Annotated in this window: 19 protein-coding genes; 13 read left to right on the top strand and 6 right to left on the bottom strand. The window is 36.0% G+C overall.

The features are described from left to right. Complete coding sequence (locus tag BUE24_RS17390; RefSeq protein WP_073318607.1) at positions 1-1,482, top strand: G-D-S-L family lipolytic protein; 1,482 nt, start codon at positions 1-3, stop codon at positions 1,480-1,482. Positions 1,483-1,537: 55 nt separating this feature from the next. Here the strand turns inward: BUE24_RS17390 and BUE24_RS17385 are convergent, their stop codons facing one another. Next, on the bottom strand, positions 1,538-2,797 hold the full coding sequence (locus BUE24_RS17385; protein WP_073318604.1) for a sterol desaturase family protein: 1,260 nt from the start codon (positions 2,795-2,797) through the stop codon (positions 1,538-1,540). 173 nt (positions 2,798-2,970) lie between these two features. Here BUE24_RS17385 and BUE24_RS17380 point away from each other — a divergent pair, with 173 nt between their 5' ends. The 5 genes from BUE24_RS17380 to BUE24_RS17360 all read left to right on the top strand — a co-directional run bounded on the left by BUE24_RS17380 (position 2,971) and on the right by BUE24_RS17360 (position 7,264). After that, on the top strand, positions 2,971-3,606 hold the full coding sequence (locus BUE24_RS17380; protein ID WP_073318601.1) for a TetR/AcrR family transcriptional regulator: 636 nt from the start codon (positions 2,971-2,973) through the stop codon (positions 3,604-3,606). 12 nt (positions 3,607-3,618) lie between these two features. Next, entirely contained in the window at positions 3,619-4,401 is a 783-nt protein-coding gene (locus BUE24_RS17375) for a class II aldolase/adducin family protein (protein WP_073318596.1), read from the top strand. 24 nt (positions 4,402-4,425) lie between these two features. After that, positions 4,426-5,280 (top strand): bile acid:sodium symporter family protein, encoded by an 855-nt coding sequence (locus tag BUE24_RS17370; RefSeq protein WP_073318581.1) that lies wholly within the window; start codon positions 4,426-4,428, stop codon positions 5,278-5,280. A 188-nt stretch (positions 5,281-5,468) separates the two neighbouring features. Further along, on the top strand, positions 5,469-6,977 hold the full coding sequence (gene atpD, locus BUE24_RS17365) for a F0F1 ATP synthase subunit beta (RefSeq protein WP_073318578.1): 1,509 nt from the start codon (positions 5,469-5,471) through the stop codon (positions 6,975-6,977). An 11-nt stretch (positions 6,978-6,988) separates the two neighbouring features. After that, a complete protein-coding gene (locus BUE24_RS17360; RefSeq protein WP_073318576.1) occupies positions 6,989-7,264 on the top strand; it encodes a F0F1 ATP synthase subunit delta/epsilon in 276 nt (91 codons plus the stop codon). 73 nt (positions 7,265-7,337) lie between these two features. On the opposite strand, the gene BUE24_RS17355 is transcribed toward BUE24_RS17360, so the two are convergent. Beyond that, entirely contained in the window at positions 7,338-10,910 is a 3,573-nt protein-coding gene (locus BUE24_RS17355; RefSeq protein WP_073318573.1) for an ABC transporter permease/M1 family aminopeptidase, read from the bottom strand. A gap of 23 nt (positions 10,911-10,933) precedes the next feature. Then, positions 10,934-11,803, bottom strand: a complete 870-nt coding sequence (locus BUE24_RS17350; RefSeq protein WP_073318570.1) for an ABC transporter ATP-binding protein — start codon at positions 11,801-11,803, stop codon at positions 10,934-10,936. A gap of 205 nt (positions 11,804-12,008) precedes the next feature. Between BUE24_RS17350 and BUE24_RS23635 the strand changes: the two genes are divergently transcribed. The 4 genes from BUE24_RS23635 (at position 12,009) to BUE24_RS17330 (ending at position 18,203) form a co-directional block, all read left to right on the top strand. Continuing rightward, positions 12,009-13,319 (top strand): histidine kinase, encoded by a 1,311-nt coding sequence (locus tag BUE24_RS23635; protein ID WP_084549599.1) that lies wholly within the window; start codon positions 12,009-12,011, stop codon positions 13,317-13,319. Continuing rightward, complete coding sequence (locus BUE24_RS17340) at positions 13,319-14,017, top strand: LytR/AlgR family response regulator transcription factor (protein WP_073318567.1); 699 nt, start codon at positions 13,319-13,321, stop codon at positions 14,015-14,017. Before BUE24_RS23635 ends, BUE24_RS17340 begins: the two co-directional genes overlap by 1 nt. A 132-nt stretch (positions 14,018-14,149) precedes the next feature. Next, a complete protein-coding gene (locus BUE24_RS17335; RefSeq protein ID WP_073318564.1) occupies positions 14,150-15,151 on the top strand; it encodes a hypothetical protein in 1,002 nt (333 codons plus the stop codon). A 172-nt stretch (positions 15,152-15,323) separates the two neighbouring features. Then, positions 15,324-18,203: an alpha/beta hydrolase family protein gene (locus tag BUE24_RS17330; RefSeq protein ID WP_073318561.1), complete on the top strand. Its 2,880-nt coding sequence runs from the start codon at positions 15,324-15,326 to the stop codon at positions 18,201-18,203. Here BUE24_RS17330 and BUE24_RS17325 read toward each other — a convergent pair. From BUE24_RS17325 to BUE24_RS17315, 3 genes are all read right to left on the bottom strand, one after another. Further along, complete coding sequence (locus BUE24_RS17325) at positions 18,181-18,723, bottom strand: GNAT family N-acetyltransferase (protein ID WP_073318558.1); 543 nt, start codon at positions 18,721-18,723, stop codon at positions 18,181-18,183. The two genes, BUE24_RS17330 and BUE24_RS17325, sit on opposite strands and share 23 nt — an antisense overlap. Before the next feature lie 63 nt (positions 18,724-18,786). Continuing rightward, positions 18,787-18,990: a helix-turn-helix domain-containing protein gene (locus BUE24_RS17320; RefSeq protein ID WP_073318555.1), complete on the bottom strand. Its 204-nt coding sequence runs from the start codon at positions 18,988-18,990 to the stop codon at positions 18,787-18,789. A 1-nt stretch (position 18,991) separates the two neighbouring features. After that, on the bottom strand, positions 18,992-19,495 hold the full coding sequence (locus BUE24_RS17315) for a DUF2975 domain-containing protein (RefSeq protein ID WP_073318552.1): 504 nt from the start codon (positions 19,493-19,495) through the stop codon (positions 18,992-18,994). A 129-nt stretch (positions 19,496-19,624) separates the two neighbouring features. Between BUE24_RS17315 and BUE24_RS17310 the strand changes: the two genes are divergently transcribed. From BUE24_RS17310 to bioA, 3 genes are read left to right on the top strand one after another with little or no spacing between them, the layout of a single operon-like run. Further along, a complete protein-coding gene (locus BUE24_RS17310) occupies positions 19,625-20,776 on the top strand; it encodes an aminotransferase class I/II-fold pyridoxal phosphate-dependent enzyme (protein WP_139242035.1) in 1,152 nt (383 codons plus the stop codon). Between the two features lie 18 nt (positions 20,777-20,794). Further along, positions 20,795-21,436: a dethiobiotin synthase gene (gene bioD, locus BUE24_RS17305; protein ID WP_073318546.1), complete on the top strand. Its 642-nt coding sequence runs from the start codon at positions 20,795-20,797 to the stop codon at positions 21,434-21,436. Beyond that, positions 21,433-22,746 carry an adenosylmethionine--8-amino-7-oxononanoate transaminase gene (bioA, locus tag BUE24_RS17300; protein WP_425290168.1) on the top strand — a complete coding sequence of 438 codons (1,314 nt, stop codon included), beginning with the start codon at positions 21,433-21,435 and terminating at the stop codon, positions 22,744-22,746. The genes bioD and bioA overlap by 4 nt, the downstream gene beginning before the upstream one ends. Positions 22,747-22,758 lie beyond the last annotated feature (12 nt).

Genomic DNA, 22,758 nt, shown 5'->3' with positions numbered 1-22,758 from the left:
ATGAATACTCAATATAAATGGCTACTTATTTTATTCATCTTTGGTTTTATTGCCTGTGAAGATGATGATGATGGTCAAGTAATGGAAGAGGTAGTCATTACCTCTGGTGAAGCTGATTTTTCAACATTTGTATCCCTAGGGAATTCCTTGACAGCAGGTTTTACCGACAATGCGTTGTTTATTTTAGGTCAGGAAAACTCTATGCCTAATATTTTAGCACAACAATTTGCATTAGCAGGAGGAGGAAATTTTGTTCAACCTTTGATGAGTGATAATGTAGGTGGAGCATTGCTTGGGGGAAACCAAATCTTAGGCCCTAGGTTGATTTTTGATGCTACTGCAGGTGGTCCAGTGCCAGTGAGTGGAACACCATCTACCGAAATTTCGGCTGCGCTTTCTGGAGCATTTAATAATATGGGTGTACCAGGTGCAAAAAGCTTTCATCTTGTAGCTCCTGGGTATGGAGATATCGCAGGATTGGCAGCTATGCCGGCAACTGCAAACCCTTATTTTGTGAGAATGGCTTCGAGTCCAACAACAACTGTTTTGGCAGATGCAATGGCACAAAATCCAACATTTTTCTCTTTATGGATCGGTAATAATGATGTATTAGGATATGCGCTTAGCGGAGGTGATGGTACAAACCCAATAACGGATACTGCATTGTTTACTCAAGTATATAATACCTTGGTAGGTACATTAACTTCTGGAGGAGCAAGAGGAGTAGTTTTTAATATTCCAGATGTAACAGCTATTGCACATTTTACTACTGTACCTCATAATCCGGTTCCACTAGATGCAGCAACTGCAGGAGCTGTTAATGGAGCATACGCGGCTTATAATGCTGGAATCGTGCAGGCGTTTGCTTTCTTAGTGGCTAATGGAGCGATTTCACAAGCAGATGCCGATGCTGAGATCGCAAGAAGAACGATAACTTTTGCAGAAGCAGCGAATAACGCTGTAGTTATTGAAGACGAAAGTCTAACAGACTTGACCATGATTAACTCTGCCTTGGTAAGTATACGACAAGCAACAGCAGATGATCTATTGGTACTACCAGCGAGTAGCTTTATTGGTACAGAAGCTGTACCGGGAAATCCACTTACTGTAAACGGAGTAGCGGTTCCTTTGGCTGATAAGTGGGTGTTAACTCCAGAAGAGCAAGCAGAAATAGCAACTGCAACAGAAGCGTTTAATGGGGTGATTTCATCTGCAGTTCAACAAGCAGGCTTGGCCTTTGTAGATGCAAATGCACTATTGGATCAAGTTTCTGATGGAGGAATTCAGTTTGATGAATTTTTGATTCAAGGAAATTTAGTATTCGGAGGACTGTTCTCTTTGGATGGTGTACATCCAACGGCAAGAGGATATGCATTTTTGGCGAATTCTGCAGCTACGGCAATTAATGAAACCTATGGTTCTAACTTACCGCTGGTAAAAGCAGTAGACTATCCTACATTCTACAGTCCTATGTTACCGTAGTTTAGGATATTAATAATATATAAATTGACCCACTAGAGCGATTTAGTGGGTTTTTTTATGAAGCGATAATGAATTTGCGTTCTAACAATTGAAAATAGAAAGATAGTAGTAGAGATATAATAAGATAAATAATTACTATCATCGTAGCTCCCGTAAATACCGCATCCATTTCGAACCACCCTCCTTCTTTAAAGATTAAATAAGCCGCAAAAGTAATCTTAACAATTTCAGCATATATCGATATAATATGTCTATCCATCAGCGAAGTGTAAGCGAAAATAGAAATGGCAATAAACAGTGCGTAGTTGATGATTTGAGGTAATTCAAAATCTCCAAAACTAACCAATAAATAGTATAAAAGCGCTAAAGTGATAAGGAGTTGCGACCAGGACCACAATTTTAAAGAGAGCGAACTTTCGGTTTTGTATTTCTCCCGTGTATAAGGATCAGTGATGATTTGTATTGGGTATTTTTCCTTTACGTCTTCAGGCCTCCATCCGGTTGGCATATACCATATCCGTATTTTGTCCCACCAGTTTTTGGTTCTCCAGGCGTCTTTCAAAATCCCCCAGGCATGCATAAAGTTGATAAAGAAAGGATTCCAAGTGTTTACAGGTTTTTTTACCCCATACACTGGAGGTTTATCAGGTAACTCTTCTTGAAAAGTGCCAAATAGTTTATCCCAAAAAATGAATATTTGAGAATAGTTTTTATCTAGATATTCGTCATTAATTGCATGGTGTACTCTATGATGTGAAGGCGTTACGATAACATGTTCTAGAATCCCCATTTTGTTTACCAATCGGGTATGATACCAAAATTGAGCAAACAAGTGAATTGGGGCAACTAGTGCCACGATGTGCGATGGTATTCCTAAAAGAGCAAGCGGAATATATAAAAAGAAATAAATGGAAATGATAGCAGAGATACTCTGTCTTAGCGCGCATGCAAGGTTGAACTCTTCGCTACTATGATGGATAATATGTCGATTCCAAAATAAATTTATAGTATGATTAAAACGATGAGACCAATAGCCGGCAAAGTCAAGCCCTATAAAGGTAAGAATGTATAGCCAAATAGAAGATTTGATACTCACCAAAGCAATATGATCCACCAACCAATCATAACTGATGATGATTATGGCAAGACCTGTTAGACTTCTTAAAGTATCAGTAATACCAGAACTTAAGCTAGAAATTGTGTCCATTGCTTCATTAACCGGTATTCCTTTCCATCTGCTTATGAGATATTCTATAAGAATCAGAACGATAAAACCAGGAATAGCATAACTTAAGGCGATAGCATATGTTTCCATTCAATAAAATGTAAGAATTTTCAATCTACAAAATAGTCAAAATTTTGGAATCTGAAGCTGTTCCGAAAGCCTGTATGGGCCACATAAAAAACAACTTTATGGCAATAATCTTAAATTAGTATGATTGTACTAATATTAAAAAATAATTAGTATATTTATACTAAATTGTGAAAATGAATACCAAATCTTCAATTATCGAGCAAGCGGTTTATCTTTTTAATAAAAAGGGCTTTTTTAATGTTAGTATTAATGATATTGCACAGGCTATGGGTATAAGCCCAGGGAACTTTACCTATCATTTCAAAAGAAAGGAACATTTATTAGCTGCAATTCAGGAAGAAGTATTGGATAATGCCATAGAGATATTCCCAAAGGATGAGTATGTAACCCTTTTTCATTTTCAGGAGTTGTTTACCCGGTTTTATGGCATTCAAAAAAAATACAGATTCTTCTTTATGGATATCCTTTATCTGATAGAGGAATATCCTGATATCATGAACCAATACAGGCTAGCTACTTCAAAACGGTTCCAAGATGCGAGAAGTTTGATCAATTATTACATGGATAGCGATCGATTAGTTCCTGAAAAAGAGCGAGTGAATTATGATCTGATTATTCGTACGCTTTGGATGACAAGCACTTTTTGGAGTGCAGGAACTACTTTATTAGATGAAAAGAATACGTCTTTGGTTGAAGATTCACCTTTGCAGACATTGTGGGAGGTGTTGAAACCTTATTTGACAGATAAAGGATACAATGAGTATTTGGAAATCACCCAAAATGCAAAACAAAAACAAATAAGAACTTAAAAAAATATAATTATGGCAGTACAAAATCCACCATTAGAAATGTTACCGGCAAACATTTCCATGCCTCCAAAATTTGACAATGTAACCCAAGAAAGAGCCTATCTCAAAACAAAACTTGCCGGGGCGTTCAGAATATTCGGTAAATTTGGTTTTTCAGAAGGTGTTGCAGGGCATATTACGGTACGAGACCCAGAGTATCAAGATCATTTTTGGGTAAATCCATTTGGGCTTTCTTTTAATCGAATTACGCCTTCTGACCTGTTGTTGGTGAATCATAAAGGAGAAGTGGTAGAAGGTAAATTTCCTGTAAATGCAGCTGCTTTTGCGATCCATTCTCAAATTCATACCGCCAGACCTGATGTTGTTGCTGCGGCACATGCGCATACGGTTTATGGGAAATCGTTTTCTGCCTTAGGCCTAGAGCTAGCTCCGATTACTCAAGATGCGTGTGCATTTTATAAAGATCATGCAGTTTTTAATGATTATGCAGGTATTGTTAATGAACTAGAAGAAGGAAAGAGGATTGCCAAAGCCTTGGGAGATAATAAAGCAGCAATTTTACAAAATCATGGGTTAATCACCGTTGGACATTCTGTAGACGAGGCAGTGTGGTGGTTTATTACCATGGAAAGAAGTTGCCAGGCACAATTGCTAGCCATGCAAACGGGAGAAAAACTGATCGAAATAGATCATAATATCGCTATGAAGACAAGAGCAGAGCTTGGTTTTCCGCTTGCAGGATATTTTCAATTTCAACCGATGTGGCAAGATATAAGTGCAACATTTGATTTTTAGAATTCATAATCAAAATACATAACTATGAATAGTACAGGAACCCTGATTGTCGCCATATCCCTAATGATTATTATGTTTGGTATGGGGCTTTCGCTTACCAGTGATGATTTCAAAAGAGTAGCCAGAAACCCTAAGGCAGTTTTGTTGGGGTTGATCAATCAATTACTCTTTTTACCCATTATTGGTTATGCACTGGTTTCTTTACTTCAACTACCCTCAGAAATTGCTATCGGAATTATGATCTTAGCGGCATGCCCGGGTGGGGCAACCTCAAATGTGATTGCTCATTTGGCCAAAGGAGATACCGCCCTCTCTGTAACCTTAACCGCAATATCGAGTATCATTACGATTGGTACTATACCCTTCATTGTACAATTTTCACTTTTGAACTTTTCTGGACAAGAAGGAGAGGTGCAATTAAATATTTTGCAAATGATCGGTCAGTTGTTGGGTATAGTAATTGTCCCGGTTTTTTTGGGAATGTTGATACGTGCCAAAGCTACCAGTTTTGCCTTAAAAATGGGAAAGCCAGTTCAGGTAGCTTCGGTAGTTTTATTAGCATTAATCACCACAGGGATTATTCTGAAAGAAAAACACAATATCATCCCTTATTTTCAGCAGGCAGGATTACCAACGGTTTTGTTAAATGTAAGCAGTATGATTCTGGGATATATGACTGCTGTAGGTTTTAAACTCAGAAAACCTCAGGCAATTAGTATTGCAGTAGAGTCAGGGATCCAAAACTCGGGATTGGCCATTACCATAGCAGTGGTGACCCTTCAAAACACTTCGTTTGCCATAGCTGGAGCCATATATACACTAGTGATGTATGCGGCTGCTTTTATCATAATAGTGTATGGACGATACAGTAAATCCTAAAAGGTTTTTAATGAGATAATTTCCGTTAAAAAATGGGATAAAAGCCACCTTTAAAAAAACAAAATAAAAGGCATTATTTTTTCATTTTAAAAGACTATATTTGCAGCCTGAAAAAAGGTGCTATTGTAGCGTTGTTTGTAAAGTATCTTTTTTCCATAGTTAAATACTAAACATTAAATAGTTAGATAATGTCTAAAGTTACGGGTAAAGTATCTCAAATTGTAGGTCCGGTTATCGATGTAGAATTCGCTGCAGGGACTGAATTACCAAAAATTTACGATTCATTAGAAATTAATAAAACAGACGGTAGTAAACTAGTATTAGAAGTGCAGTCTCACATTGGTGAGGATACTGTTCGTACTATTGCGATGGATTCCAGTGATGGATTAAGCAGAGGGATGGAAGTTGTAGGATCTGGAGCTCCTATCCAAATGCCAATCGGTGAGGATGTATATGGACGTCTATTTAATGTAATTGGAGATGCAATCGACGGACTTGGAGATCTTCCTAAAGCAGGAGAAGATGGTCTTCCAATCCACCGTCAGGCACCAAAATTTGAAGATTTATCAACTTCGACTGAAGTTTTATTTACAGGGATCAAAGTAATCGACCTTATCGAGCCTTATGCAAAAGGAGGTAAAATTGGATTATTTGGAGGTGCTGGAGTAGGTAAAACAGTATTGATCCAGGAGTTGATTAACAATATTGCAAAAGGACACGGTGGTCTTTCTGTATTCGCAGGAGTAGGAGAAAGAACTCGTGAAGGAAATGACTTGCTTCGTGAGATGTTAGAATCTGGAATTATCAAGTACGGTGATGATTTCTTGCATTCTATGGAAGAAGGAGGATGGGATCTTTCAAAGGTAGACAAACAAGCAATGAAAGATTCGAAAGCTACTTTCGTATTTGGCCAGATGAATGAGCCACCAGGAGCACGTGCTCGTGTAGCACTTTCTGGTCTTACTATTGCAGAATATTTCCGTGATGGAGCTGGAGACGGACAAGGAAAAGATGTACTTTTCTTCGTAGATAACATCTTCCGTTTTACGCAAGCTGGATCTGAGGTATCTGCACTACTTGGACGTATGCCTTCTGCGGTAGGATACCAACCAACATTGGCAACAGAGATGGGTGTAATGCAGGAGCGTATTACTTCTACCAAGAAAGGATCGATTACATCTGTACAGGCGGTATATGTACCTGCGGATGACTTGACGGATCCTGCACCAGCAACAACTTTTGCTCACTTGGATGCAACAACAGTATTGTCTCGTAAGATTGCAGAGCTTGGTATTTACCCAGCGGTAGATCCATTAGATTCTACATCGAGAATTCTTACTGCTGATATCCTTGGTGATGAGCACTATAACTGTGCACAAAGAGTTAAGGAGTTACTACAACGTTATAAAGAATTACAAGATATTATCGCGATTCTTGGTATGGAAGAATTATCTGAAGATGATAAATTAGCGGTAGGACGTGCTCGTCGTGTTCAACGTTTCTTATCTCAGCCATTCCATGTAGCAGAGCAGTTTACAGGAATCCCAGGATGTTTAGTAGATATCAAGGATACTATAAAAGGATTTACAATGATTATGGATGGTGAGTTAGACCACCTTCCTGAAGCAGCATTTAACTTGAAAGGGACAATCGAAGAAGCGATTGAAGCTGGTGAGAAAATGTTAGCTGAAGCATAAACTAGAAAAATATGTATTTAGAAATAGTAACTCCAGAAGCAGTATTATTTAGTGGTGAAGTAACCTCTGTTGCAGTACCAGGTGTGAATGGAGAGTTTCAGATGTTAGATAATCACGCTCCCATTATTTCTTTGTTAGGAAAAGGAAATGTAAAGGTGTATGGAGATATGAATTTAGAAGAAGAAGTAGCAGAAAAGTTTGTGAAAGAAAACGGTGTTACTTTGCTTCCGATTACTTCTGGAACTATTGAAATGAAAGACAATAAAGTAATTGTGTTAGCCGACTAATACGAATTACTTTTGAAAATAATGAATCCCAAATTCTGATTACAGAATTTGGGATTTTTTTATGGTACAGTTTCTATAATCGCTGCATGTTGTTTGCTCTGTTTTTATCCAATCGGGTACCATAAGGATCTATGGATACATACTTCGGGATTTCATCGACGATAATGCTAATTTGAGTGCTTTCTTTATCGAAATAATGTGGTTGAAGATATAAGACTCGTTCGTTTACTCCTATTCTTTTGGGATGCTTATTAAACAAGCCAATTTGTATAGGCTCGTTTATTGCTATGGGTACTTCTTCTCCAAGATCTTTGGTTTCGAATCTCTTGGTAACTATATCCAACATGATTTCATATTTTCCATTAGAGAGCTTCTTGTATGATACGTTTTTGAGTTGCAAATCATAAGTAATTATTCGTTTAAACCAATCATCGATCAGGGTGTGATATGCCGATGGGGTAACCAGATACACTTCCTTCAAAAAATCAAGAGTAACGACTTCAAATTCTTCTTTATTCCCATACTCAGCAACTATTTTTTGTAAAATGGCATCAATTTTTTGAGCGCCTATTAGTTCCTTTAACGCAAGCATAATTGTGTAATCTTTGCCATAAAGAATGTGGTTTTCGCTATCGGATAAGTAAGCAGGTGATTCTTTCTCCGAAGCATAGGATCGGCCAGTAAAATATCTGTTGTTGGCGTATTCGGATAAATTCCACAAAGCACCTTTGCCGTAGTGTTTTTCCATGACTACACCTTCGGTGTATTTGGCTAGTCCTTCGATAAAGAAACCTCCGCCAGCAGTCATTTTTGGAGTTAATATATGCCCCCACCATTGGTGTGCTATCTCGTGTATGGTTCGTTTGGCAACCAGATTGAATACTTCAGTATTACGCTGGTCTAATAGATAAAACCGATCTTCTACCATACTAGTTGTTCCTGGCATGGCCTGACCGCCAAATGGCCAATATGCAGGTATTTCTGCAATACGAATATGATCAAAAGAATAATTCCCAAAATTTTGAGTGCAATAATCAAGAGTTTCCTTACTTGCTTTCATCACCGAAGAGATATTCATGTGATGGTTGGAGTGAAAATATTGTTCAATACTAACGCCCTTATACTTCTCTTTTTGAACTTCATAGTTGGCCGAGAAGTACCCTAAAAGAGGAGATACTTTATGCAGAGTTTTGTAATGGTAGTAATTCCTGTCATGATCTGTCCATTTTTTGATCAGATTTCCTGGAGCAATTGCTATTTGATTGGATTGGGTAGATACTACAGTTTCGAAAGATACCCTGCCAATCAGGTTGCTTGGTTTATTATGTAAGTCATGTGCATGACTAACTTTTTCTTCTCTTTTAGGCAAACCTCGCTTTTCACGTTCTTTTGCACTTTTAATCTCACGGCTAGGGCGATACCCTAATGAAGGTGTAAAAGAAGAATGTAGAATATAACTTCCATTATTGACAATATCAATGTTGGTTGCTAAACCTTTATTTTCTGCCGTCAACTCGTACTTAAATCTAATTTGTTCTTTAGGTTGTAATGGTTTTTTTAGTTTGAAAAGGTGCGTCTTATAAATGGTGTCATACTCAATCAATGTTGCATTTTCTAAGTAAACCGATGTTAAAGGTATTCTTGGAGAGATGAAAACGGTATCTACAGGGATGTCGCTTTTGTTTTTTAATATATAGTCCGAGTGCACCGTATATTTTTGATCATCGGGATAAATATCTATCTTGGTTTTTATAGCTACAGGATATAGTTCTTCTAGCGAATCGTATTGCTTGAATTTTCGTTCATACATTTCAGCAAGGTCCAATCGTGTATCTGAAGACAAATATTCATTTACAATATTAGTATTATAATAAATGATACTGCCAGCGCTTGCAAAGAGGATAAGAAAACCAATGATAAAAATGACTTCACGTTGTTTCCAATTAGAAAACAGCTGAGCTATTCTAAATTTAAAACTTGAAATGACACCTCTTCTCCACAATTTGAAAGCTAATAGAGTTAGTATTCCTCCCAGAGCTAACCAATATGCCGAGTACCAATAAAACCTTTTTGGGTAGTAGCCATACCCTGCAAGATCGTTGTATACCACAGCGGGTGTATTTCCTAGTTTCAATAAAGGGTGTTCTATTCCGATATAATTACTTATAGAGCTTCCTAATCCAAAAATTAAAATTCCGGAAATAAGCATTCCCAAGTATTTATTGGATACTACGTTTTGGATAAATAATGCCAAAATTCCATAGAATATCATCTCGATACCCTGAAAAAAGAATAGATTGATGTATTGTCTTAGTGCAAAGTGGGGATAATTTCCAATGATTTGAAAACCTATACAAATCATAATACTGATCAGAATTAAGATCATGGGTAGCGTAAATAATACCGCATATTTTGATAAAAAGAATAAGCTGTTGGGTGCAGGAGTTGCATCAATGATACCATTAAAGTTCAAGTTTCTCTCTTTCCATACTAATTCTCCACTATAAAATATAATGAGAATTAACCCTAAAAGAGGTAATGCATCGGTGAGCTGTTCTATTAAGAGATATGGTACAGGATACAGGCTATCGTAATAAGTACCTCCTTCAAAAATCCTACTGTAAATTTCGGTTGTTGCTATGAGAATCCAAATAAGAGATACTGCTATAAATGGTAGGCTTTTGAGGACGGCAATGAGTTCTAGTTTTACTAATGAAACCAGTGTTAAAAATCGTGACTTCCTGGTTTGAGGAAAAGTCAATACTGGGGAATAGCTTTTTTTGTTCATTACAGTTTCTACTACATCATTACTTTTTTTGATGTTTTGATTTCCTTTTCTGAAAGAGAATAATTTGAAAGTTATCCCTAGTAGCAGTAATGATGCTGAAATCCATATGATTCTGTTCCAAAGAAAATACCCCGAAAAGGATAAAAGCTGATTGTTTTTTTGAAAAGGAGTCCAATACATGGTTTGCTCAAAAAAAGCAGATAATCCAAAGGGATCTACTATAGCCGCAATAATCATGTTCTCTGGCGAAGGAGGAACTGCCTGGGCTAACATAGGAGAATTTAGGAATATAGAACATCCCCAGTATAGGGCGTAGATAAGTACTGCTCCGATATATACGACTAATGCTTTTCTGGAGAGTGTGGCAAAACAGAATAATAGGGCTGTTAGAATGAACAGATTAGGTAATACCATAGTGGTCCATATGTATAAGTAATGAGATAACACAAAAGGAGCGATACTGTCTGGATCGATTGAAAAAAAAGTGCCAATTGCAAAACCTACTAGTATAAGTGAGTACACCAATAAGCTAATTAGGAACGTTCCCAAAAAGCGGCTCCAATAAAAATGATGTTTCTTTACTGGGGTGCAATAAATCATGCATTCGGTTTGATATTGTCGATCTCTGAGCATAGCATTAATGCAATAGAACATGATGGCAAAAACTGATACCAAACTAAATATTCCAATAAAAAAATTGATTTGATAAGGGGAGTTGTTTTTTATCAACTCGGATGCTCCTAGCCTACCGCCAGAGGACATATAAAACCCGAGAAGAAAGAAAATGAATGAGAAGATATAAAATGACAATTGTTTAGAATGATATCGCCATTCGAACTTAAAAAGTAGCGTAAACATGAGTTGTATATTTTGTGGTTATTTTATCTACGTAATGTGCTGAAGTATACATCGTCCAATCCTGGATGAATGGGTTCAAATCCGGCTTCTGGTTGTTGGTCTGCTAGCACATGAAGTTGCGTTTTTCCCGAAAAAAGGCGAGTCGAGATGACATTAAAAGTAGATTGATAACTCCTCAAATCTTGTTTTTTAATGACTTTGCACCAGACTTTTCCCTCTAATTCTTGAGTTAACGCTGCAGGAATACCTCGAGCAATGATTTTTCCATGATTCATAATGGCCATATGAGTGCAAAGGTCTTTTACGTCCTCGACAATATGAGTAGACAGAATAATAATGATATGCTCACCTATTTCACTCAACAAATTCAGAAAACGATTCCGTTCTTCAGGATCCAATCCGGCAGTGGGTTCGTCTACAATGATGAGCCTTGGATTTCCCAGTAAGGCTTGGGCGATGCCGAAACGTTGTCGCATCCCTCCCGAAAATGTATGAACCGCTTTTTTGCGATGTTGATATAGATTGGTTTGTTGCAATAGAGCTTCGACTTGTTCTTTACGTTCTTTTTTGTGGATAATACCTTTTAATATAGCCATATGATCCAATAGGTCCTGAGCAGACATTTTAGGGTAAACACCAAATTCCTGAGGGAGATATCCTAATTGAGTTCTGAGTTCTTGAGGTTGGTCAAGAATATCGATACCATTAAACGAAATGGTGCCTGTAGAAGGTTCTTGTAGTGTGGCTATCGTTCGCATCAAAGATGATTTCCCCGCGCCATTGGGGCCTAACAACCCAAACAATCCATTTTTTATGGTTAATGAGATATCACTCAATGCTTTTACTTGGTTAGGATAGGTTTTGGATACATTCGTTATCTGTAGCGTATTCATAAGACTTATTTTTGATTATGACACGAACCTACATGAGCTCCACATAAAAGCAGAATAATCTTAACCAACACTTCGATAATAGCGTAGATACCTTAAAAAAAGAAACCAATAGGATTCGTTGTAAAAAATGAAGTGTTCATACTAATTTTTATAGTGTCTGTTTATATAATTACTGCAAAGCAAAGAGGATTGTTATTTTTGGGGTATGATCAGATTCTTAAAGAAATATAGAGCAGTTGTATATGGGTTTGTTATTCTTTTTATCATAATCCAGGGGCTGACTTTTGTTGATTTTGTCCGTATAGATCCTCAGGAAACATTGGTCAATGTTCTTGGTTTTCTATTTTGGGGAATGGTTGTTTCTGTAATTATTCATGCCATGCTTTTTCATCAAAAAGAAGTTGTTTTTTATTGGATGATTGGAAGTTGGGTGCTCTCACTCATCGGTTTTATGTTGGGAAGGTATTTTGAATATAAGATGGTGTCGCTTAGTTGTTTGTTCCTGTTTTTTATCACTAGCTGTTATATTGTTTGGTCCTGGTATATGCAGCGATATCGCAAGAGAAAAGCCTTTGTCTTTTTAAAAGAGCGTAAGCTTTTTTTAATAAAATTAGTAGTATTATCAATCGTTTTTATCGTTATGTTTTGGGTGGATGACTATATGAAAGTACCGGATAACCCAATTACCTTTGCATTACTTACCTTATTTTGGTTAGGAGTATTTAATATTTTAGCACCCAAGTTCTTTCAAAAATATAAAGTGCTGATCTTAGCGCTTTACGGATCGCTGTTGATTCTTTTCTTTTCATTTGTCCTCTTTTTTGGTTCAAGAACACATGAGGAAAACCTGGATTTATTCTTTGTGTTTTTGTTTCCTATACCCTTATTTGCTTTGTTGTGGGTCTATGATCAATGGAAATGGTTTCAAAACTTAAAAGCTGACAAAGCCAAAGCAGAATTGGCGTTATTAAAACAACAAGTAAACCCACATTTCTTTTTCAATACGTTGAATAACCTCTACGGATTGGCAAAACGAAAATCTGACCAAACTCCGGATCTCATACTCAAATTGTCTGAGATTATGCGTTATGTAATTTACAAGGGCAAAGAAAATGAAGTAAAGCTGGAAGAAGAGATCGAATATCTTGAAAACTATATTGAAATTCAGGAGATCCGACAACATAAAAAGGTGGATATTCAATTTATAAAACGAATAGAAAAGGATGACGTCATGATTCCTCCGCTTTTGTTTATTATCTTGTTAGAAAATGCATTTAAACATGGTGTAGATAGTTTGATGTACGATGCTTTTGTACATATTAAACTAGAAGTTGCCAATGGCAAGATTCTGTTTGAAGTAGTAAATAATTATGATACATCTGTTCTGAATGAAACCAAAGGAATAGGAATAGAAAACCTAAAGAAACGACTAGAAATTGTATATGGTAATTCATATACATTAGACTTTAAAAAAGAGGAAGATATGTATAGTGCACAATTAACCATTACTTTCTAATGATGAATTATCTCATTATAGATGATGAACCCATAGCTCATACCATAATTGAAGATTATGCGGTATCGCTCAATGATCTAGCATTAGTGGGGAACTGTTATAATGCAATAGAAGCTATGACTTTTCTTCAAAAGGAAAAAGTGGATCTTATCTTTTTGGATATTGAGATGCCAAAATTGAAAGGATTAGACTTTCTACGAATGCTTACTGATCCGCCTTTGGTCATTATTACCTCGGCTTATTCAGAATTTGCGGTGGATAGTTATGAGTTAGAAGTATGTGATTACCTTCTGAAACCTTTCTCTTTTGAACGGTTTTTGAAGGCGTACACCAAGGTAGTCAAACATACAGAGAACTCTTCAAAAAAAAGCACAACAGTCGCAGAAGCTACCAGCAACAGTATTTTTCTTAAAGGAGATAAAGAGACACATCATGTGCAACTCGATACCATTAAATACCTGGAAAGTTATGGAAGTTATGTAAAGGTATATTTGGAAAATAGTATGTTGCTCATTCATGAATCGATATCTTACTTTGAAGCTCAATTACCGGCAGATAAATTTATTAGAGTACATCGTTCTTTTGTGGTAAGTATCAAATCGATTAAAAGTATTGCGGGGAATCAAATAAAGATTGAAGGAGGTATTATTCCCATTGGACAATCCTATAAGGCTATGGTGAAGAAAAGACTTTTCTGAAATAACTTTAAATACACATAACACTCTTAACTTTTTAGGAATAGTAGCATAATCCAGGCTTAAAATTAAACTAAAGTAGTCAAAGGCATAGGTTGTTAATTTTAGGAATCAATAACCTAACACACTTCAACAATGAAAAAATGTATTCTGGCTGCACTGGTTGTGCTAAGCCTTTTTAGTTGCGAAAACAATTACGATCTACCTTCTGAAGAAAATCAAAAAACCAACCAAAAAAATCAAAATTTTTATCTCGATCTTGCGTATCACCACGCACCTGTTCATTACCAGGATGTGGATCGAACCGGCTCTCATGGATTAAGTGGTAAAGCAGATTATATCACACGGTATGATTTTGATGGAGATCTAAATGCTAAGAACAATTGGAACAATATTGCCAATTCATCCAGAAAAGGAAATGCTGTAGGGTATTATTCTGTGGTAGAAACATCAACGCATTATTTTATTATTTATGCTTTTTTTCATCCAAGGGATTGGACAGATATTTGGTTTTTGTACCGACTGGATGAGCATGAAAATGACCTCGAAGGCGTACTTACAATTGTAAAAAAGAACAATACAACTTATGGTGCTGCACTTGGTGCAATTACCGTTTTTCACTCTGACTTTTACTCCTATAAAACATCAAATTCGGGTCTTACCGACGGGAATGAAGATATTGATGGCACTCTAACCTTGCAAAATCACAATGGCATCAATCGCTTTAAAACCTCTGCCGAAGCAAAAGGGCATGGTATCAAAGCCTATTCAAAACAAAAACCAGGCGGTAGTGACTATGTAGTGTACTATCCAAGTAAAACCAGTAGCGAATATCCTTCAGATATTTATGATAGAAATGTGAAGTATAAATTGGTAAATATTTTTGAGAACGGTGGGATGTGGGACCAACGTTTTACTACTAGCTTGTTTAGTAATGCCAAGTCATTTCAGAAATCCTACGGTAATGGTTCTGCAAATGCTCCATGGAATTGGGACGATAAAAATGATGGAGGGAATCAAGGATTACTTGCCGGAGGGATGGCCTATTATCCTGCTCATTTGGTAGATGAGTATTTTAACGGACTAGGAAATTTCAGTAAAACTTATACCTATAATCCTTATTTGGGGATAGAATAGTAATAGATAAATAACTAATTAGCAGAGGGGTTAAAACATTCTTTTAACCCCTCACTGATATAGAAATACTTTTGGTCTTAAAAATTAACGTGTTTTTTCCCTAAAGTTATGTTAAACGATAATCAGTGGATAAAAGGTTTTATACTTTTCGGAGAAGATATAGCTCAACAAAATGATTAAGAATAGTATTACCCTCGTTTTTTTATGTTTCGCAGTGTCCATTTTTGCTCAGAAACGAGCATTAACTCATGAAGACTATGATCTCTGGAAAAATATAACGGACACCAAAATATCCAACACCGGAAAATTAATCGTTTCGACTATCGAAACCACTACAAAGCGAGGTGATGGATATCTGCAGATATACAATACCGAAACAAAAGAAAAGTTCACAACTTTCAATGGGTATGATGCTTCAATAACCGCAGACGAACGTTTTGTAATCTTCAAAAGAAAACCATCGTACAACAGTGTTAGGCAGGAAAAGAAGAAAGAGGTTAAAGAGGATGAAAAAACAAAGGATGTTTTATTGATATATGAAGTAAAGACGAACAAAATATATGACTCAATTGCAAGAGTGAGTGGGTATAAGGTTCCCAAAGTTTCTAATGGATGGTTAGTGATTGAGAATTTTAAGAAACAAAAACCTAAGGCGAAAGACGAAACTAAAAAAGACGCGAAAAAAGATACGGTAAAACCAAAACTAGGAAAAGGATACAAGCAATCTTATGCATTGGTTTATGATCTAAAATCCAAAAGAACAGATACCATTTTTCAGATTAAAGATTTTGTAGTTCCTGAAAAGGGGGATACATTTTACTATACCACAACCAATCATATAGGTGGGAAAAAGAAAAAAGGAAATCAGGTAAGGAAAAGAGATGTAGGGATCTTTGTATACGATATACCTTCTGGAACAAAAACAGTAATAGATTCTACAAGATATTTATATGATAAACTAGCTGTAGATAAAACAGGAGAACAGTTTTCTTTTATGGCTGCAAAGGACTCGACACATTTGGATTCAATTCGATATGAGTTGTTTTACTATGGGGATAAAAAACTAACAAACTTGGTAGATACCCAGGGAAAAAATATTAGAAATAATTGGGAATTAGGAAATGGTAAAGCGTCGTTTTTTTCTGAGAATAGCAATCGACTTTATTTTTATTCAAAACCAAAAGTGACTTATAAAAAGGATACAACCTTTTTGGATGATGAAATCCCTCAGGTTGATGTTTGGAATTGGAACGATAAATTGATACAACCCGAACAGAAAGCCAAGATCAAGGATTTAAAAAATGAAGCGTACATATCTTACTACGACCTTGAAAAAAAATCAGTGGTTGAGATTCAAGACGAAACCTTTAAAGATGTCCTTTTTGATAAAAACAGAGAGCAAAGATTTATTTTGGGAGCTACGGGAGCACCTTATGATGTAGAACGGTCTTGGAATTTCCCTTGGACCAAGGATTTTTATGTAATCGATACCTATACGGGTAAGAAACGTTTATCTCTTACCAAAACTGCATTGCAACCTTTTTTATCGCCTGATGGGAAGTATGCATTGTATTATGATATGGAGCAAAAACATTGGTTTTCTCTGAATCTGGAGACTTTAGAAAAAAAGAACCTTACCCAAAAATTAAAAGTGGCATTTTATGATGAAGATGATGATCATCCTGCATTGCCTTTTATGTATGGTTTTGGAGGGTTTGATAAAGCTGGTAATGGATTGATTTATGATAAGTTTGATGTTTGGAAGGTATCTTTATCGGGAAATACAAAACCTATAAATATCACAAGTAACGGAAGAAAAAAGAACATTGAATATAGAACCTTAAGATTGGATGAAGAAAACTCGAACCTTGCTTCTTACAGTAATAATGAGTTGTTGATCACCAGTTTCGATAAAACTACAAAGTCATCAGGATTATATACTTTGACAGATACTGGTATGAAAGAGAAAATAAAATCGACAACGTATTTTATAAATCGATATAAAAAGGCAAAAGAAGCAGATGTTTTTACCTTTCAACAACAAAACTTCGACACCTTTCAAGATTTGCATTATACGGATTCTAATTTTCAAAAAAATACGCAACTAACTGATGTAAATCCTCAGAAAAAAGATTTTAAATGGGGAACTGCCGAGTTATTTACCTGGAAAAGTTACGATGGGAAAAAACTAGAGGGGATTATTTATAAACCCGAAGATTTCGACCCTTCAAAAAAATACCCATTGATCACGTATTTTTATGAGAAAAGATCGGATAGCTATCACACCTATTATACACCAAGACCCAGCGCATCTGTTGTAAACCCTTCTTATTTGGTAAGTAATGGGTATGTTATGTTTGTACCCGATATTGTTTATGAAGATGGGAAACCTGGACCTAGTGCTTACAATTGTATAGTTTCTGGGGTAGAGGCTTTAGAAAAGTTAGGATATATTGATAGCGAAAATATGGCGCTTCAAGGGCAGAGCTGGGGTGGTTATCAGGTAGCCTATTTGATCACAGTAACCAACAAGTTCAAAGCGGCTATGGCTGGTGCTCCTGTTAGTAATATGACATCGGCCTATGGAGGGATTCGTTGGCAATCTGGATTGAGTAGGGCATTTCAATACGAACGATCTCAAAGTAGAATCGGGAAGAATTTATGGGATGGCTTTGATTTGTACATAGAGAATTCTCCATTATTTGGAATTCCAAAAATTGAAACCCCATTATTGATGATGCATAACGATAGTGATGGTGCGGTGCCTTACTATCAGGGAATTGAGATGTTTATGGGAATGCGAAGACTACAAAAACCAGTTTGGCTTTTGGTTTACAATGATGAACAACACAACTTGAGAAAAGAAAAAAACAGACAAGATTTATCTATAAGAATGATGCAGTTTTTTGACCATTATTTGCAAGGTAAGCCTGCTCCAGTATGGATGACAAAAGGTGTTTCTAGGGTAGATAAAGGAAAATATTTTGGTTACGATCTGGAACAGAACGCTTCAGAAACTCCAAAAACCACTATTCCAAGTTCCAATAGATAAGATGCCATCTGGTAGTAGTGTCTTCATAGATATTTAGGTCTTTAAAACCAATGGCGTAATGGGCATTAAGTGATCGGGTATTACTTGCAGCGACTTCTGTAATTAATAGATCGTACTTGGTATTCAATTCATCGCGCATTTTGGTATATAAACCTCTGAAAATGCCTTGTTTTCTGTACGCTTTATCTATACAGATTTGTCCCATTACCAGATATGAAGACTTTCCTTTTAATACATCATCTATTTTTAAAAACATAGGTTGTAATACTGGGATCTGATCTTTAAAGTCTTTTACCATAGATAATGCATAGCCAATCACGTGACCTTCATGTTTTGCAATGATATGAGGTTGCCTATCATGCATTTTTTTTAAAATATCAAGATCATGCTCAACGGTTACAAAACCTTCTCGTTCTTTTTCTGTTTTAGATATTGAAGAAGGTAAATTTGTTTTTTGAAGCTGAAGAATTTGTTGTAACTCTTCTCTTGAAGAAGTAGTGGTATAGGTGATATTTTTCATATTATAAAACAAAACTGATAAGAGTTAATTAATTTTTTTGTAGAACATCTTGTATATTAATTTTCATTTTTGATATTCTAATATATCTGAAGGTTGGCATTCAAGAGCTTCACAAATGGCTTCTAATGTAGAAAAACGAATGGCTCTAGCTTTACCCGATTTTAAAATGGATAAATTTGCTGTGGTTATGCCAACTTTTTCTGCCAAATCTTTGCTTTTCATTTTTCGTTTGGCTAACATCACGTCCAAATGTACAATGATTGGCATATTATATTGTTAATTCGTTTTCAAATTGAATTTCCCGAGCTTTAGAAAATACCTGGCTTAAATAAATGAAAAATAAACCTATAACAGGTAAGATAAGAATAGATGAATCAAGAATAAGACCTAATTCGTTATCAAAAAGAGTTCTGAAAATGATTTTACATAAAAGTTCTCCAAAAGCAAGAATAATAAATAAAACCCCAATCATCTTAAAGTCTATAATAACTTGATTTGTAAAGTGATTTCCTTCGGATAGATCATTCGCACTTCGTTTTAAAAGGGCGATACTATATAGAAAAATCAACGCAAGTAAAAAACCAAGTAATTTAGGGATAATGGCTTCGATATTTGTAGAAGTATATAAGATATTTTCTTCAATAAATGGCAATTTGATTTGTTTCCTATTAAAAAGAGCTATACCCCACTGAAAAAGATCGACAAAAACTCCTATTCCCAGAAGATAAAAATAGATATTAATTATTTTTTTTAAGATTTTGATTGGTCTCATAATTAATTTAATTATCGTTTAACGATAACAAAGATATAAAAATTATTGTTTTTCAATAATTTTTAATTGAAAAAGAATGATTTTTGGATTTAAGTTTCTGAAATATAAAGGTCTTTGTACCTTTGAATCGTGTTACCTAAAAAACTTACAAAACGACTTGATGAACGTAATGCCAAGAATGCACTACGAACCTTAAAAACCCAAAATGATCTGGTTGATTTTGCATCTAATGATTATTTAGGATTTGCCATGTCCTCTTCCATTTTTGATCAGGCTCATCAAATTCTTACTCAAAATACCCTTCATCATAATGGAGCAACAGGATCTCGATTGCTTACTGGTAATCACAAATTGTATATAGAAACCGAAAGCTTTTTGGCAAGATATCACAATGCCGAATCAGCGCTGATTTTTAACTCTGGATATGATGCTAATATTGGTTTCTTTTCCAGCGTACCGCAACGAGGAGATATGATTTTTTTTGATGAATTGATTCATGCTTCTATCCGAGATGGTATCCAGATGAGTCATGCCAAATCGTATAAGTTTAAACACAATGATCTGGAGGATTTGAGCAAAAAGTTTGAGCAACTAACTTCAAAGAATGAAGAACATCAACACTCGGGAGATGTATATGTTGTTACCGAATCTGTTTTTTCCATGGATGGTGACAGCCCAGATCTGAAGGAGTTCGTCAATTTGAGCAAAACATATGGCTTTTTTCTAATCGTTGATGAAGCTCATGCTACAGGAGTATTTGGAGCAAATGGAGTTGGTTTGCTACAACAATTAGAGGTAGAGCAAGAAGTGTTTGCACGCATAATAACCTTTGGTAAAGCTATGGGATGTCATGGAGCTGCAGTGCTAGGATCAAAGATATTACAACGGTATTTGGTTAATTTTGCCAGGAGCTTCATATATACTACTGGACTACCGGTGCATGCAATAGCGACAATTCAAGCGGCGTATGGAGAATTGCAGCGTACAGACGAGACCAAAAAACTGATGGAAAATATCAGGTATTTTAGACAAAAGCTAAAGGACTATCAAATAGCATCCCTATGTATTGATAGTAACTCGGCAATACAGTGCTGTATTATTTCGGGTAATGAAAAAGTAAAAAAAATTGCACAAGGATTACAGAAGAAAGGTTTTGATGTAAAACCCATTATGTCTCCTACGGTACCTCTCGGAAAAGAACGTTTGCGTTTTTGTTTACACAGCTATAATTCTAAAGAAGAAATTGATGAAGTTTTAAAGCTGTTGGCTACCTTTGTTTAAAACTTTAAAGACATAATTATGCCTGGCAAATCAAAGGCAACTCCTAAAAAAGTATTCATAACCGGGATAAGCACAGAAGTTGGTAAAACTATTACTTCAGCAATTGTTGTAGAAGCATTACAAGCAGATTACTTTAAACCTGTGCAGGCCGGAGATCTGGATTTTTCGGATACCGATAAGGTAAAAAAACTGGTGTCTAATTCAAAATCGGTATTTCATAAAAACAGCTATGCTTTGCATACGCCTATGAGTCCTCATGCAGCAGCAGCAATAGATGATCTTGTTATCGAAAAAAGTAATATTACACTTCCAGAAACAGATAATCATCTGGTGATTGAAGGTGCGGGAGGATTGTTGGTGCCGCTTAATGATACCGATACGATAATGGATTTGATAGCACCAGATTATAAAGTAATCGTGGTATCCAGACATTATTTAGGAAGTATAAATCATACCCTAATGACGGTTAAGATTCTAAAAGAGCAAGGTTTCGATGTTTCTATCATTTTTAGCGGAGATGAACACAAAACAACCGAAGAAATCATTAAAAAAATGGCAGATGTTCCCGTGATCGGGAGAATCGAAAATGAGCCTTTTTTTGATACTAGTGTAATTAAAGAATATGCAGAGCTGTTTCAGGAAAAATTGGAGAAGTTATGAAGGTAGAACAAGACAATAAAGTAAGCGATTTGATGATTGAGGAGAATGGACTGAGAGCACGTGATCAAAAACACATTTGGCATCCGCTTACGCAACACAAAATTCATCCAGAAGCATTACCTATTGTAAAAGCAAAAGGAGCTTTATTATATGATGAATCGGGGAAAGAATATATCGATGGGATTGCATCGTGGTATACTGCAATGTATGGGCATTGTAATGAGTATATATTGGCAAAGGTTGGAAAACAAATGCAACAACTCGATCAAATTGTATTTGCGGGATTTACACACGAGCCCGCCATTAAACTCTCTGAAGCATTAATTGAAATATTGCCAGAAAATCAGGAAAAAATATTCTTTTCAGATAATGGTTCAACGGCAAATGAGGTTGGGATCAAGATGGCATTGCAATACCATTTTAATCGAGGAGAAAAGAGGAATACGATTATCGCTTTTGAAGATGGTTTTCATGGGGATACCTTTGGAGCGATGTCTGCATCGGGTTTATCAGTATATAATGGGCCATTTGAAGATTTTTTTATTGATGTACAACGTATTCCAACTCCAAATACCAACAATATTGATGAGGTAATTGAGAAATTACATAATATCATCGATTCAAATTCTGTTGCGGCTTTTATTTATGAACCTTTGGTTCAAGGTGCCAATGCAATGCATATGTTTGATGCAAAGTATATCAACCAGATTCTTAAGATCTGTAAAGAAAATGATGTGATCACTATAGCAGATGAGGTGATGACAGGTTTTGGTAAAACAGGAAGTATGTTTGCCTCGGATATCATAGAGACCAAACCCGACATTATTTCAATGTCAAAAGCACTTACGGCAGGATTTGTACCTATGGCTGTGACAAGTTGTACTCAGGATATTTATGATGCTTTTCTTGACGACTCTGTGGGGAAAGCGTTTTTTCATGCGCATACCTACTCGGCTAATCCTATAGCATGTGCAGCGGCATTGGCAGGTATAGAATTATTACAAAGCGAGGAGTATCAAAATCATATCCAAAGAATAACGGCTTCGCATCAAGAGTTTGATCAAAAGATTAAGAATCATCCCAAAATAAAAACGACCAGACAACAAGGAGTAATCTATGCGTTGGATTTACAGATTGAGATGGATCGATATGGAAAAAAGAGGTATGAGATTTTTGATCATTTTATGCAAAAGGGAATCTTTTTAAGACCTCTGGGGAGCACTATTTATATTCTCGCGCCATATGTTGTAAGTACAGAACAGCTGGACAAAATGTATGAAGCTATACTTGAGCTATTGGAAAGTGTTTAGTAAGATATTCAC

Origin of the sequence: Aquimarina spongiae (assembly GCF_900141785.1) — a bacterium.
Classification (GTDB): domain Bacteria; phylum Bacteroidota; class Bacteroidia; order Flavobacteriales; family Flavobacteriaceae; genus Aquimarina; species Aquimarina spongiae.
This window is presented reverse-complemented; position numbering and strand designations above follow the sequence as displayed.